The sequence below is a fragment of the Caulobacter sp. Root343 genome (genome assembly GCF_001425745.1).
Lineage (GTDB): Bacteria > Pseudomonadota > Alphaproteobacteria > Caulobacterales > Caulobacteraceae > Caulobacter.
In genome coordinates this window covers 192,297-209,525 of record NZ_LMDF01000007.1, presented here as the reverse complement: position 1 = coordinate 209,525, position 17,229 = coordinate 192,297, and the positions used below count along the sequence as shown (strand labels likewise).

Sequence of the window (17,229 nt, the reverse complement as noted above, 5' to 3'; positions counted from 1 at the left end):
TTCTGAGGACTAGAGCTGGACCGGGGTGATCGCCGCGGCGGGCGGGGCTTCATCGACCTCGGCGACCGGTCCGCGGGTCGGCGGCTTGAAGAACAGGGCCAGCAGGCAGACGGCCGCCAACGCCAGGCCGGTCGGAACCATGAACAGGCTCGTATAGTCGACCACCGCGGCGCCATCGGCCCCGGTGTGGCTCAGGCGGCCGACCAGGGTGGGGAACAGGAAGCTGGCCGCCACGTTGCCGACGCCCAGGATCAGCAGGTTGAACAGGCCCTGGGCGCTGGAGCGGACGTCCTTGGGGAAGACCGCGTCCACGAAGATGTACACCGTGGCGAAGAAGAAGGCGTAGCAGATCCCGTGCAGCAGCTGCACGGCCACGATCACCGGAATGCTGTCGGCGAAGAAGGCGAACACCGCGAAGCGCGCGGCGTGGCCCAGGACGCCGATGATCATGGTGACCTTCCAGCCCAGCTTGGCCAGCACGCGCCCCAGCAGGAACATGGTCAGGATCTCGGCCACCTGACCTAGGCTCAGCACCACCATGCTGAGATTGCCGGCGATCCCGACCCGATTGGTCAGGAAGGCGTCCGCCATGACGAAGTAGCCGTTATGGATCACGGAATCGATGAAGGTGACGACGAACAGCACCAGCACGAACGGCGCGCCCAGCAGCTTGAAGGCGCGCCGCCAGGCCAACTTGTCGATCCCGGCCACGTCCTTGCGCGGCGGCGTATGCGGCAGCGTCAGGGCGTAGGCCGCGAAGGCGAACGAGATGATCGCCGCGACCAGGAAGATCCATCGCACCTGTTCAGCCCCGGCGTGGGCGCCCAGCAGGAACACGAAGGGCCAGCTGACCAGCACCCAGCCGACCGTGCCGCCCATGCGCACCGCGCCGAACTCGCCGGCCGGGTCGCGCAGGTTGGCGAAGGCGATCGAGTTGGTCACCGACAGAGTCGGCACATAGACCAGGCTGAAGATCAGGTAACAGGCGAAGAACGGCCAGAAGCTGGTCGACAGCGCCGTACCGACCAGGGCCAGGCCGCCGATCAGGTGACTGATGGCCAGGAACCTCTCGGCGGAGAAGTTGCGGTCGGCGAACTGGTTGGAGAAGAAGATCCCGACCAGGGCGGCCACGCCCCAGGCGCTGCCGACCAGCGACTGCTGCCACGGCGCGAAACCCAGCATGCCCATATAGGGGAAGATCTTGGGCGCCCAGGCGCCCCAGATCGCCAACTGGAGCACCATCATCAGAAAGAGCCGGAAGCTCGTCTTCATGGTCCTGGCCCTCCCCGACCAGCTTGGACGGATGTTTCGGCCCTTTTGGACCGCATCCGCTCCGATGTAATCGAAATCATCGATAACAGGGGTCCATCAAACCGGCAACCGGGTAACGTCGCTCGGGACCGGCGAGCTGCGCCTTGCAAAGCCGGCGGCATGTCGCCAGTGTCGCGCCAATGGCCACCATTCAAGATGTTGCGCGCGACGCCGGTGTCTCGACCGCGACGGTTTCGCGGGTGTTCAGCGCGCCCGAACTCGTGCTGGAGCCGACCCGGCTGAAGGTGATGGAGTCCGTCACCCGCCTCGGCTACGAGCCGAACTTCGCGGCCAAGAGCCTGCGCACCCTGCGGACCGAGAAGATTCTCGTCACCGTGCCGGACATCTCCAACCCGTTCTTCTCGCAGGTGATCCGCGGCGTCGAGGAAGCCGCCTTGGCGGCTGGTTACTCCGTGCTTCTGGGCGACACCCGCCACGAGGAGGCGCGCGAGGAGCAGTACGCGGCGATGTTCCGCCGCAAGGAGGCCGACGGCCTCATCTTCCTGGGCCACCGCCTGCCCGATGTGCTGGCCGAGATGGTCGCCGCCAAGGGCGCGCGCACGCCGATCGTCAACGGCTGCGAGTTCCGCCCGGGCCTGGCGGTGTCCAGCGCCCATATCGACAACGAGGGCGCTGCCGCCGAGGTGGTGGAGTATCTCTACGGCCTGGGCCACACCCGGGTCGGGGTGGTGACCGGACCGCTGGCCAGCCCGATCAGCAGCGACCGCCTGGCTGGCGTGCTCTCGGCGGCCCAGCGCCACGGCCGGACCAGCGCCCTGCGCATCGCCGTCGGCGACTTCTCCATCGAGTCTGGTGTACGCCAGGCCGGTGAGCTGCTGGACGAGCCGGGCCGGCCGACGGCGATCTTCTGCTTCAGCGACGAGATGGCCATGGGCGCGCTGGAGGCGATCCGGCAACGCGGCCTGCGCTGCCCGGACGACGTGTCGCTGGTCGGGTTCGACGACATCCGCTTCGCCCAGTACCTGGAGCCGAAACTGACCACGGTCAGCCAGCCCATGGAGCAGATCGGCCACGAGGTCGTGCGGCTGTTGCTCGACATCCTGGCCGACCGCGCCAGCGCCCTGCAGAACGTCACCCTGCCCCACCGGCTGGTCGTCCGGGCGAGCACGGGCCCGCCGCCGGTCTAGACTAGGGGCGCGGCGGGATCTCGCGGACCCAGATGTTGCGGAAGCTGATCGGCGCGCTGGGATCGCCATGGGCCTGCAGCTTGATCGGCGCCGCCCCGTGGGCCTTGTAGGCGGGCTTGCCGATATAGACGGTCTCGCCGGCCACGGTCGCGTTGTCCTGCACCAGCACGCCATTGTGCAGCACGGTCACCGTCGCGGGTCTGGCGATCGCGCCGTCGGCGCCGAACACCGGAGCCCGCCAGACGATGTCGTAGGCCTGCCACTCGCCGGGCTTGCGGCTGGCGTTGGCCAGCGGCGGATGCTGCTTGTAGACGCTGGCCGCCTGGCCGTTCACGTAGGTCGCGTTCTCGTACGAGTCGACAATCTGCACCTCGTAGCCGTGATCGCCAGGACCGGTGGAGGCCAGGAAGACGCCGCTGTTGCCGCGCGCCTGGCCCGCGCCCGTGATGTCCGCCGGAATGCGCCATTCCAGGTGCAGCTGATAGTCACGGAAGGCGCGCTTGGTCTCGATGTTGCCGCGCGTCTTGTCGACGGTCACCACGCCGCCGGCGACGGTCCAGCCGGCCGGCGACTTGTCGTTGGTGGAGACCCACTGATCGAGGTTGTGACCGTCGAACAGCACCAAGGCGTCCGAGGGCGCGCCGCCCGCCTCCCGCGCCGGCGTGACCACCGACGGCGTCGGCTTCCAGACCTCGGTCTCTTCAGGCTTGGTCTGGGCCAGGGCCAGCGACCCGACCAGCAGTCCGCTAAGGCCAAGCAGCGCGGACGCGCGCATCACGCTCTTCGATTTCATGTCGGTTCGTCGCTCCAAGCGGTGGGCGTGCGCACCATAGACGCCGAAACGCGGTCCGCTAGAGTCGAAAGAAAACGCCGGCGAGGCATGACCCCACCGGCGCTGGATTCGCGAACGGAGGGAAGGCGTCAGCCTTCCCTCCAGCGGTCCTAGAACTTGCCGCGCACGCCGAACTTGATCGTCCGCCCATTGAACTTGGCGTAGTCCATCCGCGACTTGCGGCCGTCGCCATAGCGACCGCTCACGTCGTCGAAGTAGTCCCACGTCAGGGCGTTGGTCAGGTTCAGCGCGTCGAGGCGCACTTCGATGCTGTCGTTGATCTTGTAGGTCACGTTGCCATCGAGGAACCCGGAGCCGGCGTGCCAGCGTTGCAGGTCCGAGCCGTTGTTGGTGGTCTCGATGATGTTCTTGGCCTTGTAGTTGTAGGACAGGCGAAGACCGAACGGCCCCTTCTCGTAATAGCCGGTCAGGCTGTACGAATATTTCGGCACCGTGTTGACGTTGATGATCTTGCCGCCGGTGGTGGTGTAGTCGTAGCCCGACGTGTTGACATGGGTGAAGCTGGCCAGGGCGCCCAGGCCGCTCCAGATTCCCGGCAGGAAGTCGAACGACTGTTGGTAGGCCAACTCGTAGCCGTCCAGCTTGATCGTGCCCTGGTTATAGTAGGTCGCCAGGGTGATCGGCAGGTTCGGATCGACCTTGCCGGTCGCCGGATTCTGGAAGATCGGCCCAAGCGCGGTGTCCGGCAGGCCCAAGGACGAGAAGGGCACGGTGGTCGTCGTCGAGACCGTGGTGTCCTTCAGCTCCTTCTTGAAGAAGCCGGCGCTGAGAATGCCGCCGCGCCCGAAGTACCACTCCACGCCGGTGTCATAGTTGGTCGAGATCTGGGGCAGCAGGTCCGGATTCCCCGACGTCGCGCGCGTGTCGTAGATGTTGGGGATGACCGTGTTGCCGGCGATGATCGACAGCGAGGCGCGGGTGATCGTCTTGCCCCACGACCCACGCCAGGTGAGCTTGTCGGTCAGGTCGTAGGCGAAGCTGGCCGACGGCAGGGTGTTCTTGTACGAGCCGTCGGCCTTGTTGGGCACATAGGTCGTCACCGCGCCGTCGGTCTTGCGCAGGTAGTTGTCGATGTCGGTGTTGGTCTCGGAATAGCGCACCCCGACATTGACGCGCAGGGTGCGGTCGAAGACCTGGCCCTTGAGGTCGGTCTGGACGAACGCCGTCTTGATCTCTTCCTCGGCGCCGAAGCTGGCGTTGAAGTCGGGCGACGTGGCCTTGGCCGTGTTGATCGGGTCGAACGTGCTCATCATGTAGGCGCGGTCGAAGGTCGCCCAGGCCTGCGGATAGCCCGATCCGATCACCAGGTGGTCGATCGGCACGTCGTGCAGCATGGCCGCGCGCAGGCCGGCCGTTCCGACCGAGTTCAGCTTGGCGGTGCCCGCGGCCGTTGCGTTGCGCTTGGTCGTGTTCTTTTTCGTCGAGACGTAGGCCAGGCCGCCCTTCAGGTGACCTTCCACGCCAAACAGGCCGTAGTCGTAGTCGGCGATGAACTTGGCCGTCTTTTCCTTGTCGACCTCGCGGCGCCAGTCGAAGCCGACGCCGAAGTCCTGGTAGTTGGCCGGGTTGGTGAAGTCGACGCCCGGCGCCGACAGGGCCGGATAGACGTGGTCGTCGGTGAAGTCGATCGTCGACGTCACGCCGTACAGGTTGGTGAGCAGACGGTTGCCGGTGAAGAAGGCGTCGCTCTTGCTCAGGCTGCCCTGGGCCGTCAGCTTCAGGCGGTCGGTCAGCTGATAGTTGGCGTTGAACGAGACCATCTTGAACTTGGTCTCGGCGTTGTAGAAGTAGCTTTCGCCCAGATAGGACGTGTTGCCGAACGTGCCTTCCAGCAGGTTCGATTTCGGATCCAGGGTGACGTTGATCGGCACGAGGCCGTTGTGGCCCGGCGCGCCGGCCTGGGCGGCCGTGTTGGTGGTCTTCGAGTTCCGGATCGGCAGGCCGAAGGTGTATTCGTCCAGCGAATCCGTCAGCTTCGAATAGAGGCCGTCGACGCTGATGTTGAACTTGTCGTTCTGATACTGCAGCGACCCGACGGCGCCGGTGCGCTCACGGGTGTTCTCGCCGCCGTAGTAGCGATAGAAGCGCGGCAGATAGCCGTTCTCGATCTGGGCCCGGGTCAGGCTGCCGGGATTGTAGCGCGGATCGGCGAAGTCCAGCGTGACCGCGAACGGCCCCTTGTTTGGCGACAGGCTGCCCAGGGCGTGACTGTTGTAGCCGCCGGTGGCCTCGAAGCCCGAGCGGTTGTTGACGCTCTTGGAATGGGCCACGGCCAGCAGGGCGCCGAAATTGCCCCAGGTGTTGGAGATCAGGGCGAAGCCGGCCGGATCCAGGTGCTTGGACTTGTCGTTATACGACCCCACCACCTGATAGCGGATGGCGCGGCCCGGATGGTCGAACGGACGCGGCGTCTGCAGGTCGACGACGCCGCCGATCCCGCCTTCTTCCAGTTCAGCCAGCGGCGTCTTGTAGAAGTCCACCCGCCCGAACAGTTCCGAGGCGAAGACGTCGTAGTTGAAGTCGCGCGACGAGCCGCCGACGTTGCTGGATGACGTCGTCCGAACCGGCGCGCCATTGATGGTCGTGACGTTGTAGTCCGAGCCCAGGCCGCGGATCGAGATCCGCTGGCCTTCGTTGGACGCGCCGTCGCGGCCCAGATAGACGCCGGGGATGCGCTGCAGCGCCTCGGCGACGTTGGCCTCGGGGAACTTGCCGATGTCCTCGGCCACGATCGAGTCCCGGACGCCGATCGCTTCCTTCTTCAGGCCTAGCGATTTTTGCAGCGAGGACCGGAATCCGGTGACGACCACTTCCTCGATGGTGTCGTTCGCCGCGTCGTTCCGCGTGTCGCTCGCCTTGGCGGTGTCGCGGGCCGAGGCCGCGTCCTGGGCCCAAGACGCCGTCGCGGCGCCGCCCATTCCCAAGGCCAGAATCGTCGTCAGCAGCAGTTGCTTCTTCTTCATGGTGTCCCTCCCCTCGCGGCGCTTTTCGGCCGCGCAGTTTCCCCGTCCCCCTCGATCGATCGAGGGAGCTGTCCGCCGGTGGCGGCGCGTTTCAAATTCGAGAACAGACGCAGGTGTGTGCGCTAAGCGGTGGAATCCCGCTTCGTCGGTCTAGGCATGTTTCCTCGCGGTCGAGCTTTTCGCTTCTGACGCAAGGCGTAACACATAGCGAAGCGCTCCAACATATAGAGGAACGCCATTTGTATGATTTTTCAGGTTAAGGCGCGTTTCGGCGCCTATTGTTGCGCGCCAGCAACACGAAACCGGTGGGTTCGGAGCGTGGGAGAGGTACGCCGGGGCGGCGGCGGCGTCCGGGCCAGCGACCGAATCGCGCCTCAGCGGTAGCCGAACTCGGCGCTGATCTTCAGGGTCGTTTCCTTGACATAGGCCGCCACGGTCTCGATCCGGGCGTCGTCCATGTATTGGGCGACCGAGGACACCGAAACGGCGGCGACGATCTTGCCGCCAATGTCGCGGATCGGCGCGGCGACGCATCGGATGTGGTCCTCGTTCTCGTCGAGATCGAGGGCGTAGCCGAGCGCGCGATACCGCGCCATGACGTCGAGCCACTGGCGAAGGTCGTAGCGATAGCGGGGGAGGATCGCGGCTTCGCGCTGGAACACCTCGCGCAGGAAATCTTCGCCCTCGTCCAACAACAGCGCCTTGCCCAGGCCCGTATGCCGCAAGGGTTGCCGCTCGCCGATCACGCATCGCACCTCGATGCGCCGCGTCCCGGGGATCTTGTCGATATAGTGCACCTGATCGCGGTCGAGGACGCCCAGATTGACCGTGTCGCCGGTGTCCAGCGAGAGCTGGCGCAGGTGGTCATGGCTGACGCGGGTGAGCGTGATCTGCTGAGAGGCGGCGTAACCGAGTTCCAGCAGCTTGGTCCCCAGCGCATAGCCTTCCCGCGGCGAGAACGACAGGAAGCCCGCCTCGACCAGGGTGGAGGCCAGGCGGTGCACGGTCGTCTTGTTCAGATCCAGCGACTTGGCCATCTTGCCCAGCGTCGTGTCGCCCTTGGCCACGCGGCTGAGCACCTCCAGCCCCTTGAACAGGGTCTGGGCGCCGGCGCTCGTTCGGGGCGAGGACGCCTCGTCCGCATCCATCGGGGCGGTGTCCGTCATATCAACCGTTCACGCGGGCTCACCGCGACATTGCCGTGCGCCGTACCGAATAGTGATACGGCTCCAAGGCCAGAATGCAATGGCCGCCCCAAGGCCGCCGTTCCGCTCAATAGTCGACCGCATAGTCTTTTTGGAACGGTTGCCCGGCGAACGCCAGCTTCTGGGTCCACGGCAGCGAGGGCGTGGTCCAGAAGCCGTCCGACGCGGGCAAGCCCAGGGCCAGAAAGCCTTCCGTGGTGACGTACATGCTGCCGTTGTTCGAATACCAGTCGCCCAGGGCCGGGTTGTGGCCCACGAAGCCGATGGTCAGAAAGCCGCCTTCAGTGAAATTGCTGGGCTGGGTGAACACGGCCTTGTGCGCGGCGACCAGCGCCGCCCTCACCTGCCCCTCCGACAACTTGGCCGGAAGTTGCTTGCGCCAGGCCAGCAGCGCCAGCGGCTGGAACACGGCCGTGCGATAGGTCAGCGACCTGCCGAACGGCGGGAAGGTCCCCTCGGGCGAAACGAACCGCTCCAAGTGCTCGCTGTAGCGCTGAGCCCGCTTGACGGCCAGTTCGCGCCACTTGGTCAGGTCGTCCTTCCAGAACGGCGCCTTGTGGGCCTCCATGATCTCCAGCACCTGGATCATCATCGGATGCATCACGAACGAGCCGTAATAGTCGAAGTGGAACGTCGAGCCATCCTTGATCCAGCCGTCGCCGACGTACCACTGGTCGATCATGCGGACGGCGGTGTTGAGCCGCATCGGATCGGATTCCTCGCCGATCTGAAGCAGGAAGGCCTCGTTCATCGCCGCGAACAGCAGCCAGTTGATGAACGGCGGATTGACCCGGCGCAGGCCCTTGATCTCCTCGACGATGCGCTTCTTGGTGGTCGCGTCCAGCGGGTCCCACAACGTCTTGGGCGCGCGCAGCAGGGCCTGGGTGAAATAGGCGGAATCGACCAGGGCCTGGCCGTGGCCGCGCCAGAGCAGATAGTCCGGGCTGGCCGGATCCACGGCGTGCGCGTAGGCCTGCAACGCCTGTTCGGTGAGCCGCTTGCGGACCTTGCCCTCGGCGGTGTCGTCCTGCGGCAGGCTCAGCCACGGCGACAAACCCGAGATCATCCGGCCGAAACATTCCAGATAGGCCACCCCGGACTCGCGCCCGTCCCAGGTGGGGCTGAGCTCCAGCGGGAAGGTCTTCTTCAGCTCGCCCTTGGACATCGCCGACAGGACCGGGCTGGCGATCTTCTCCAGCAGGCCGGCCATGTAGGCGCGGTCGTCGATCGGAGCCTTGGCCGGCTTGGCGGCCTCGGCCGCGCCAGCGCCCAGGGACGCAGCGCCGACGAGGGCGGCCTTCATGAAATCGCGCTTGTGCATGGTCGCCCCTATCGAACCGGCTTCAGGTCCAGATCCGCCATCGCCGTCGCCGCCAGCAGGAAGGCGCCGACGCCGTAGAACTGGGTGTCGTCGTAGCTGACGCTTTCCGGACGATCGGAGACCGGCTGGACGTAGCCGAACTTGCCGTCCGGGTGCACGGCGCGGGTCAGGGCGGTCCAGCCCTTGCGCGCGACGGGCTCGTAGGTGGGGCGATCGAGCAAACCCGCCTTCAGACCCCAGGCCATGCCGTAGGTGAAGAAGGCCGTGCCGCTGGATTCCGGCGGCGACTTGCTGGGATCGGACAGCAGCGACGGCGACCAGTAGCCGTCCGGCTTCTGGATCGCCTTCAGCTTGCCGGCCATTTCCTTGAAGACGGTCTCCATCCGGACGCGGTCGGGATCGCCGGCCGGCAGCAGCGGGATGATGCGCGCCAGGCCCGCGAACACCCAGCCGTCGCCCCGGCTCCAGAACACCTTCTCGCCGTCGGGGCCTCGCCGGGGGAAGAACCGCGAGTCCCGGTAATAGAGGTGTTCGTCCTTGTCGTAGAGGAAGTCGGTGACCGCCGCGAACTCCTTGCGCGCATAGGCGGCGTAACGCGGATCGCCGGTGACCGCGCTCAGCTCGAACCAGGTCGCGGGGGCCATGAACAGCGCGTCGCTCCAGCACCAGCGCTGGTCGCAATCGACGCCGCGCGGGTCGGTGTATTCGGCGTGCTCCAGCCCGACCTTGGGCGGATAGGTCAAGATGGCGTCGAACCGTTGGCGCAGCGGCGCGATCGCCGCATCCCCGCCGCCATGGCGCGCGGCCCACAGGTAGGACTGGCCGATCACGTGGTCGTCGGCGTGATAGAACCGCTTGCCTAGCTCCCACTGGTTGGCCAGGCCCCGCGCCAGGATCACCTGGCGATAGGCCGAATTGTCCGAACGGTCGGCCAGGTCACGCAGGCCGACGAACAGGGCGCCTTGCACCCATCCCTTCGGATCGGCCGTGTCGCGCGAGGTGTTGGGCGGGATGTAGCCGGCCGCCATGGTGGCCAGCTGGTAGTCGGCGACCTTCTCGGCCAGGCGGAGGACCTCGGCTCGCGCGTACGGAACGGCCTGTGACTGTGTCGCCGCCGGCGGTTGCGCGGGCGCGGCCGAGACGGCCGATGGCGAGAGCGTCGCCAGCAGGGCCGCCGTCCCGATCGCCGCCCCAATCGCCTTCCGGGAAACTCGCTGCATCTCTTCCTCCGTGTGCGGCCGGGTTTGTTTCCCGGCCTCGTCTTGTTGTTCTCGGTTCTACCGAAGCTGGCAGATGTCGAGCACGTTCATGTCGCCATAGTCGAGGTTCTCGCCGCCCATCGCCCAGATGAAGGCGTAGCTGCCGGAGCCGACCCCGGTATGGACCGACCAGGGCGGACAGATCACCGCCTGTTCGTCGGCGATGACCAAGGAGCGCATCGCGTCGGGCTCGCCCATGAAATGCACCGCCCGCTCGTCCCCCAGGCGGAAATAGAAATAGGCCTCCGAGCGGCGGTCATGCAGGTGCGGCGGCATGGTGTTCCAGACGCTGCCCGGCTGCAGGATGGTCAGGCCCAGCAGCAGCTGGGCCGAGGCGCAGACGCCCGGCACGACCAGCTGGTAGATGATCCGATGGTTGGCGCCCTCGCGCGAGCCGCGCTCCAACGGAATGGCCGTCGCCGTGGAGATCTTCTTGGTCTCGAAGCCCGCATGGGCGGGCGTAGAGGCCAGATAGAACCGCGCGGGGCTGGCCGCCTCGACGCTCTCGAAGCGCACGTCGGCCGCGCCGCGCGTGATGTAGAGGGCGTCCAGCGGCTCGAGGACAAAGGTCTCGCCGTCGACCACGACGCGACCGACGCCCTGCCCGACATTGACGACGCCCATTTCGCGGCTGGCCAGAAGCGGCCTTCCGGCTTCCGACGGCGGCTCGGACTGAGTGGGCAGAGTCAGGCTCGTCGCCACCGGAAACGCGCCGCCGATCACCAGGCGCTCCTGGTGCAGATAGTTGAGTTTGACCGCGCCTTCGACGAACAGACCCTCGATCAGGTATCGATCGCGCAGATCCTGATTGCTCGCGCCGTCCATCATCGCCGGATGGGTGGCGTAGAAAACCTTGTCGTAGGTCAAAGCGCGCGCCTCGGAGCCCGGCCGTGCTCCACCGCCACTACGATACTGACTGCTGGCATCTATCCCGTCCGTCGCTCGACGCGTTCTTGTCCTATTTATCTGACAATTTGATTTTTGAAACGCAAGATCAAAAATCGGAACGCATGAGTCGTAGCTAGCACACGGACGCGCGTCCGCCTCCCACCGTGATCGTGTTCAGCGTCTTTTCGCGGACGGCGTCGCGGTACGGGAACGCGGCGTGTTCGTGTCGTCAGGACATCGAGCGCCCCGCTAACGTCGAGCCGGACTCACGCTCCCTCACGCAGCGCGGGCGCCTCGACGCCCCGCGCCAGCAGGCTCGTGCGGCGGCTGTAGACCAGATAGACGACCAGGCCGATCGCGTTCCAAACCAGGAAGCGGATCAAGGTCCCCATCGGCAGGCTGATCATGAAATAGAGGCAGCCGACCACCGCGAGCGGCGCGACGATCCACGCCGCGGGGCAGCGGAACAGGCGCGGCAGGTCGGGCCGGCGCACGCGCAGGACCATCAGGCAGACCGCCACGCAGATGAACGCCAACAGGGTGCCGGCGTTGGACAGCTCGGCGATCTGGGCCAACGGCAGGAAGCCGCCGACCAGCGCCACGGCCGCGCCGGTGATCAGGGTCAGGATGACGGGCGCGCCGCTCTTGGCGTGAAGCCGGCCCAGGCCGCGTGGCAACAGGCCGTCGCGGGCCATGACGAAGAACACCCGGGTCTGGCCGAACATCATCACCAGGATGACGCTGGGCAGGGCGATGATGGCGGCGGCGGCGATGCCGAAGGCCGCGGCCGGGTGGCCCAGGCCCCGCAGGATGAACGCCAGCGGCTCGCTCGAGCCGGCGAACTGGGCGTAGGGCCAGGCCCCCACCGCGCAGGCGGCGACCAGCATGTAGATGATCGTGCAGATGACCATCGAGCCGATGATGCCGATGGTCAGGTCGCGCTTGGGGTTCTTGACCTCCTCGGCCGAGGTCGAGACGGCGTCGAAGCCGAAGAAGGCGAAGAACACGATGGCGGCGGCGGCCATCACGCCGCGCGGGTGGCCGGCCTCGGTATGGGCCGCGAAGCCGTAGGGCATGAAAGGCGTGAAGTTCTGGCCCTTGATGGCCGTGAAGGTCAGGCCGACGAAGACCGCCAGGGCGACGATCTTGATCACCACCAGGCCGATGTTCAGCGTGGCGCTCTCGCGCGCGCCCTTGGCCAGCATGGCCGTGACCGCCACCGTGATCAGGACGGCCGGCAGGTTGATGATCCCGCCGGCGTGCGGACCGGCCAGGATCTCGGGCGGCAGGTTGATCCCGGCGCTCTTCAGCAGCCCGACCATGTAACCGGACCACCCCACCGCCACGGCGGCGCAGGTCACCGCATATTCCAGCACCAGGCTCCAGCCGACGATCCAGGCCAGCCCCTCGCCCAGCACCGAATAGGCGTAGGTATAGGCGCTGCCGGCCGCCGGGATCAGGGTCGCCACCTCGGCATAGGCCAGGGCCGCGAACACGCACAGCACCCCGCAGGCCGCGAAGGCCAGGATCACCGCGGGTCCGGCCCGCTCGGCCCCGATGCCGGTCAGGGTGTAGATGCCGGTGCCGATGATCGCCCCGATCCCCAGGGCCAGCAGGTGCGGCCAGGACAGGGTCGGCTTCAGCCGGCGGTCGGCCTCCACGGTCAAGATCGCGTCGAGCGTCTTGCGGCGAGTCCAGAAGTTCATAGGGTCCCCCAGAGGTGGTCGGCGGCGGATGATGTCAGGGCGGGCGCGATCACCGCGAACCGAACGGCGTGTCGATCGAGGGCGAGGGCTCGGTGAACCAGGCCGCGCCGTCCTCGGTGACGTGGAAGTGGTCCTCGAGCCGCACGCCGAACCGGTCGGGCACGACGATCATCGGCTCGTTGGAGAAGCACATGCCCGGCGCCAGCGGCGTGCGGTCGCCGCGCACCAGGTACGGGCCTTCATGGATCGACAGGCCGATGCCGTGGCCCGTGCGGTGCGGCAGGCCCGGCAGGGCGTAGTCGGGACCCAGGCCGTGGCGTTGCAGCACGCGGCGGGCGGTCTCGTCGATGACTTCGCAAGGCACGCCCGGCCGTACGGCCGCGAAGGCGGCGGCCTGGGCCTCATGCTCGATGTCCCAGATACGGCGATGCTCGTCGTCGGGCTCGCCGAACACATAGGTGCGGGTGATGTCGGCGTTGTAGCCCTCGACCTGGCAGCCGGTGTCGATCAGCACCAGGTCGCCCTCGGCCAGGACCTGATCGCCGGGCAGGCCGTGCGGATAGGCGGTGGCGAGGCCGAACTGAACGGCGCAGAAGGTCGAACCGCCGTCGGCGCCCGCCGCCCGGTGGGCGGTGTCGATGAACCGCTTGACGGCGCTGGCGGCGATCCCTGGCGCCAGGATGGCGGCGGCGCGGCGATGGACGTCCAAGGTGATGGCCTTGGCGTAGCGCATCAGCGCCAGCTCGGCCGGCGACTTGACGCCCCGGCAGCCGTCGATCACCGGCGTGGCGTCGAGCGCGCGGAGCGACGGAGCCGCCTTGCCCAGGGCGCTGAACAGCGAGAATGGCGCCGCCGGGTCCAGGGCCAGGGCGTCGGCCCCGATCTCCGACAGGGCCCGTCCGACCAGCCCTGCGGGATCCTCGTGCTCCTGCCACAGGCGGACGTCGGCCTCGATCTTCAGGTCGGCTTGCAACGAGCCCAGTTCGAACGCCGGGCAGATCATGATCGGCCTGCCGACGCGCGGCAGCAGCAGCGCCACCAGCCGCTCGGTCGCGCCCCACGGCACGCCGGTGAAGTAGCGCAGACTGGCCCCCGCCCCGACCAGCAGGGCGTCGGCGTCCAAGGCCGTGGTCAAAGCTCGCGCCCGTTCCAACCGCGCCTCGTACTCGGCCATCGTGATGGCCGGCGGCCGTCCGGGTCTGCGCGACAGTCCGGCCAATTGCTGGTCCACGGTCGATCCACCGACGCCCAGGGTCATGCCGTCTTCCTCATTTTCTGGCCAAGTCCGCGATCGAAGCGGTCCAGATCGAACGGCGCCAAGTCGACCGATGGCGCCCCGCCTCCCATCAGAGCCGCGACCAGCTCGCCGGTCGCCGCCGCCAGGGTCAGGCCCAGATGCTGGTGTCCGAAGGCGTAGTAAAGCCCGCCGACCCGCCGGCTGGCGCCGATGGCGGGAAGATAGTCGGGCAAGGTGGGCCGGGCGCCCATCCATTCGGCGACGGGGCCTTCCAGGCGCACGCCCAGTTCGGACAGATGGCGGCGCAGGCGCGCCCACTTGCGCGGGTCGGGCGGCGAGGCCTCGCGGCCGAACTCGACGAAGCTGGCGGCCCGCAGCCGGTCGCCGAACCGGGTGAGGATCAGCGAACGGTCCTCGAACACCACGGGCGGCAGGTCGTCCCAGTGATCCGCGCCGCCTTCGAGGTGGTAGCCGCGCTCGGCGATCACCGGCGCGGCGTGGCCCAAGCCGCGCATGAGCGCCCCGGACCCGACCCCGCCGGCGACCAGAACCCGTTCCGGCGTCAGCCGCTGGCCGTCGTCCAGCAGCACTTCGACTTGGCCGTCAACGCTCTCGAGCCGCGCCGCGCGGCCAAGCCGCCGCTCGCCGCCGCTCGCGTCAAAAGCCTCGTCCAGCAGGCGCAACATCAGGACCGGGTCACTGACCTGTCCGGTGTTCTCGAAGGCCGCGCCGCCGGCGATCGGGGCGCTGACCAGCCGTCGAAGTCGCGCCGTCTCCGCGTCGGGCAACGGCGCCAGTCGGGCCTGGCCGGTGTCGGCGGCCCGCCAGGCCGCGAGGCCGGCGCGGGCGCTTGCCGGGCTTTCCCAGACGACGAGATGACCGCGCTCGACCAGCAGGTCGGGACGATCCAGGGACGCGGCCAACCGCCGCCAGGCCGGCAAAGCGTCCTCCAGCAGCGCGCCCAGCGCGCGCCGGCCCCGTACCGCGCCGCCAGGCGTGGAAGCCGCCACGAAGCGCGCCGCCCAGGGCCCCCAGGCCGCGATGTCGCCGAGCCGAAAATCCAGGGGGCCGCCCAGGGCGAAGAGCCTGCCGAACGCGGAGGTCACGGCCGCCGGTGAGGCCAAGGGTTCAACCTGCTCGATCGCGATATGGCCGGCGTTGCCGTACGAGGCGGGACGAGACGGCGCCTGCGGATCGAGCAAGGTCACCGTTTCACCGGCGCGGCGCAGGGCTAGGGCGCAGGTCTTTCCGACCACGCCGCTTCCGATCACCAGCGTTCCGGCTGCTTTTCTCACCCGGGCTTTACCTCCGCATCTCCATTTCGTATACAGTAGACGAAGCAGCCGGAGGTGCAAGCCGTATGAGTTCCATGAAATGGTCGGGCGTGTTCCCGGCCGCCACCACCCAGTTCAATGCCGATTCTTCGATCGATATCGACGCCAGCCAGCAGGTGCTGGACGCCCTGATCCGGGATGGTGTGCATGGTCTCGTCGTGCTGGGCACGTGCGGCGAAAACAATTCGCTGGAGGCCGACGAGAAGCGCCAGATGCTGCGCGCCGCCGTTGAGGTCGTGGCCGGGCGCGTGCCGATCATCGTCGGTGTTTCGGAGCTGACCACGCCGCGCGCCGCCGCCTTCGCAAAGGACGCCGAGACGATCGGCGCCGACGCGCTGATGGTGCTGCCCGCCATGGTCTACGTGCCGACCGAGGCCGAACTGGAAGCCCACTTCCGCACCGTCGCCCAAGCGTCGGGCCTGCCGATCATGCTCTACAACAACCCGCCGGCGTACCGCGCCGCCATTACCCTGGACGTGCTGACCCGACTGGCGGACGAGCCGACCATCGTGGCGGTCAAGGAAAGCGCGCCCGACACCCGCCGCTTCACCGACCTGGCTCGCGCCTTCGGCGAACGCTTCATCCTGATGGCCGGCCTCGACGACGTGGCGCTGGAAGGCCTGCTGCTGGGCGCGCGGGGCTGGGTCTCGGGCCTGACCAGCGCCTTCCCGCAAGAGTCGGTGGCCCTGGTCGCCGCTGTCGATCGCGGCGACCTGGAGGAGGCGCGCCGCATCTATCGCTGGTTCATGCCGCTGCTGCACCTGGACGCCGAGCACGACCTGGTCCAGTCGATCAAGCTGGCCGAGCAGATCATGGGCCGTGGGACCGAGCGCGTGCGCATGCCCCGCCAGCCCCTGGCCGGCGCCCGCCGCGCCGAGGTCGTCGCCATGGTCGAGGAAGCCGCCGCCAACCGGCCGCTGCTGACTTCGGCGGTCGCCGCCTAGCGTTCGAGAGGAAGTCCATGCGTCACACGTTCTTCTGCGTCGACGGCCACACCGCCGGCAATCCGGTGCGTCTGGTGGCCGGCGGCGCGCCGCTGCTGCGCGGCGACACGATGAGCGCCCGACGCCAGGACTTCCTCGCCCGCTTCGACTGGATCCGCACCGGCCTGATGTTCGAGCCACGCGGCCACGACATGATGTCGGGCGGCTTCCTCTATCCGCCCACCCTGCCTGACTGCGACGCCGGCATCCTGTTCATCGAGACCAGCGGCTGCCTGCCGATGTGCGGCCACGGCACGATCGGCATCGTCACCTTCGCGCTGGAGAACGGCCTGATCACCCCGCGCGAGCCCGGCAAGCTGCGCCTGGAGGTGCCGGCCGGCGTGATCGATATCGCCTACGAGACCGCCGGCGACCGGGTCACGGCGGTGAGGATCCGCAACGTCCCGGCCTATCTGGCCCGGGAAGGCGTCGCGATCGACGTGCCGGGCTTCGGCCCGCTGACCATCGACGTGGCCTATGGCGGCAACTTCTACGCCATCATCGAGCCGCAGGGCGTCTATGCCGGCATCGACGCCCTGGGCGCGGCCGAGATCCTGCGGATCAGCCCGATCGTCCGAACACTGGTGCGAGAAGCCTACGAACCGGTGCACCCCCTCGATCCGACCATCCGGGGCGTCAGCCACGTGCTGTGGGCCGACGCTCCGCGCGCGGCGGACGCCGACGGCCGCAACGCGGTGTTCTACGGCGACCGGGCCATCGACCGCAGCCCGTGCGGCACCGGCACCTCCGCGCGCCTGGCCCACCTGGCGGCCAAGGGACGACTGAAGGTCGGCGACGCCTTCGTGCACGAGAGCATCATCGGCAGCCGCTTCATCGGCCGCGTCGAGGCGGAGAAGGAACTGGCCGGACAGCCGGCGATCATCCCCTCGATCGAGGGCTCGGCGATCGCCACGGGCCACAACATCCTCTGGATCGACCGTACGGACCCGTTCTGGGAAGGGTTTCAGGTGATCTAGACTCCCGCCGCCCAGCGGAAGCCGGTATACGATAAGACTTGTTC

The 17,229-nt window shown here is 67.7% G+C and carries 13 protein-coding genes; 3 read left to right on the top strand and 10 right to left on the bottom strand.

The window, feature by feature from the left end; translation table 11 throughout:
* Positions 1–9: 9 nt before the first annotated feature.
* Entirely contained in the window at positions 10–1,272 is a 1,263-nt protein-coding gene (locus ASC70_RS13565; RefSeq protein WP_056050899.1) for an MFS transporter, read from the bottom strand.
* A 179-nt stretch (positions 1,273–1,451) separates the two neighbouring features.
* Between ASC70_RS13565 and ASC70_RS13560 the strand changes: the two genes are divergently transcribed.
* Positions 1,452–2,459 carry a LacI family DNA-binding transcriptional regulator gene (locus tag ASC70_RS13560; RefSeq protein ID WP_056050897.1) on the top strand — a complete coding sequence of 336 codons (1,008 nt, stop codon included), beginning with the start codon at positions 1,452–1,454 and terminating at the stop codon, positions 2,457–2,459.
* 1 nt (position 2,460) lies between these two features.
* Here the strand turns inward: ASC70_RS13560 and ASC70_RS13555 are convergent, their stop codons facing one another.
* The 9 genes from ASC70_RS13555 to ASC70_RS13515 all read right to left on the bottom strand — a co-directional run bounded on the left by ASC70_RS13555 (position 2,461) and on the right by ASC70_RS13515 (position 15,186).
* Positions 2,461–3,234 carry a DUF1080 domain-containing protein gene (locus tag ASC70_RS13555; RefSeq protein WP_056052754.1) on the bottom strand — a complete coding sequence of 258 codons (774 nt, stop codon included), beginning with the start codon at positions 3,232–3,234 and terminating at the stop codon, positions 2,461–2,463.
* 167 nt (positions 3,235–3,401) lie between these two features.
* Positions 3,402–6,275, bottom strand: a complete 2,874-nt coding sequence (locus ASC70_RS13550) for a TonB-dependent receptor (protein ID WP_056050895.1) — start codon at positions 6,273–6,275, stop codon at positions 3,402–3,404.
* Positions 6,276–6,649: 374 nt separating this feature from the next.
* Positions 6,650–7,441: an IclR family transcriptional regulator gene (locus tag ASC70_RS13545; protein WP_056050893.1), complete on the bottom strand. Its 792-nt coding sequence runs from the start codon at positions 7,439–7,441 to the stop codon at positions 6,650–6,652.
* Between the two features lie 106 nt (positions 7,442–7,547).
* The gene (locus tag ASC70_RS13540) at positions 7,548–8,801 is read right to left on the bottom strand and encodes a DUF2264 domain-containing protein (protein WP_056050891.1); all 1,254 of its coding nucleotides are present in this window, start codon (positions 8,799–8,801) and stop codon (positions 7,548–7,550) included.
* An 8-nt stretch (positions 8,802–8,809) separates the two neighbouring features.
* Complete coding sequence (locus ASC70_RS13535) at positions 8,810–10,021, bottom strand: glycoside hydrolase family 105 protein (protein ID WP_056050889.1); 1,212 nt, start codon at positions 10,019–10,021, stop codon at positions 8,810–8,812.
* A 57-nt stretch (positions 10,022–10,078) separates the two neighbouring features.
* Positions 10,079–10,927, bottom strand: a complete 849-nt coding sequence (gene kduI, locus ASC70_RS13530) for a 5-dehydro-4-deoxy-D-glucuronate isomerase (RefSeq protein ID WP_082539715.1) — start codon at positions 10,925–10,927, stop codon at positions 10,079–10,081.
* A 287-nt stretch (positions 10,928–11,214) separates the two neighbouring features.
* Positions 11,215–12,654 (bottom strand): amino acid permease, encoded by a 1,440-nt coding sequence (locus tag ASC70_RS13525; protein ID WP_056050887.1) that lies wholly within the window; start codon positions 12,652–12,654, stop codon positions 11,215–11,217.
* Between the two features lie 49 nt (positions 12,655–12,703).
* On the bottom strand, positions 12,704–13,912 hold the full coding sequence (locus tag ASC70_RS13520) for a Xaa-Pro peptidase family protein (protein ID WP_056050885.1): 1,209 nt from the start codon (positions 13,910–13,912) through the stop codon (positions 12,704–12,706).
* Positions 13,909–15,186 carry an FAD-binding oxidoreductase gene (locus ASC70_RS13515; RefSeq protein WP_235519395.1) on the bottom strand — a complete coding sequence of 426 codons (1,278 nt, stop codon included), beginning with the start codon at positions 15,184–15,186 and terminating at the stop codon, positions 13,909–13,911. The genes ASC70_RS13520 and ASC70_RS13515 overlap by 4 nt, the downstream gene beginning before the upstream one ends.
* A gap of 65 nt (positions 15,187–15,251) precedes the next feature.
* On the opposite strand from ASC70_RS13515, the gene ASC70_RS13510 reads away from it, so the two are divergent.
* Together ASC70_RS13510 and ASC70_RS13505 are read left to right on the top strand one after the other, a co-directional pair.
* Positions 15,252–16,169, top strand: coding sequence for a dihydrodipicolinate synthase family protein (locus ASC70_RS13510; RefSeq protein ID WP_200939221.1), 918 nt, complete (start codon positions 15,252–15,254; stop codon positions 16,167–16,169).
* 17 nt (positions 16,170–16,186) lie between these two features.
* Positions 16,187–17,185 carry a 4-hydroxyproline epimerase gene (locus tag ASC70_RS13505; protein WP_056050880.1) on the top strand — a complete coding sequence of 333 codons (999 nt, stop codon included), beginning with the start codon at positions 16,187–16,189 and terminating at the stop codon, positions 17,183–17,185.
* Positions 17,186–17,229: the final 44 nt, after the last annotated feature.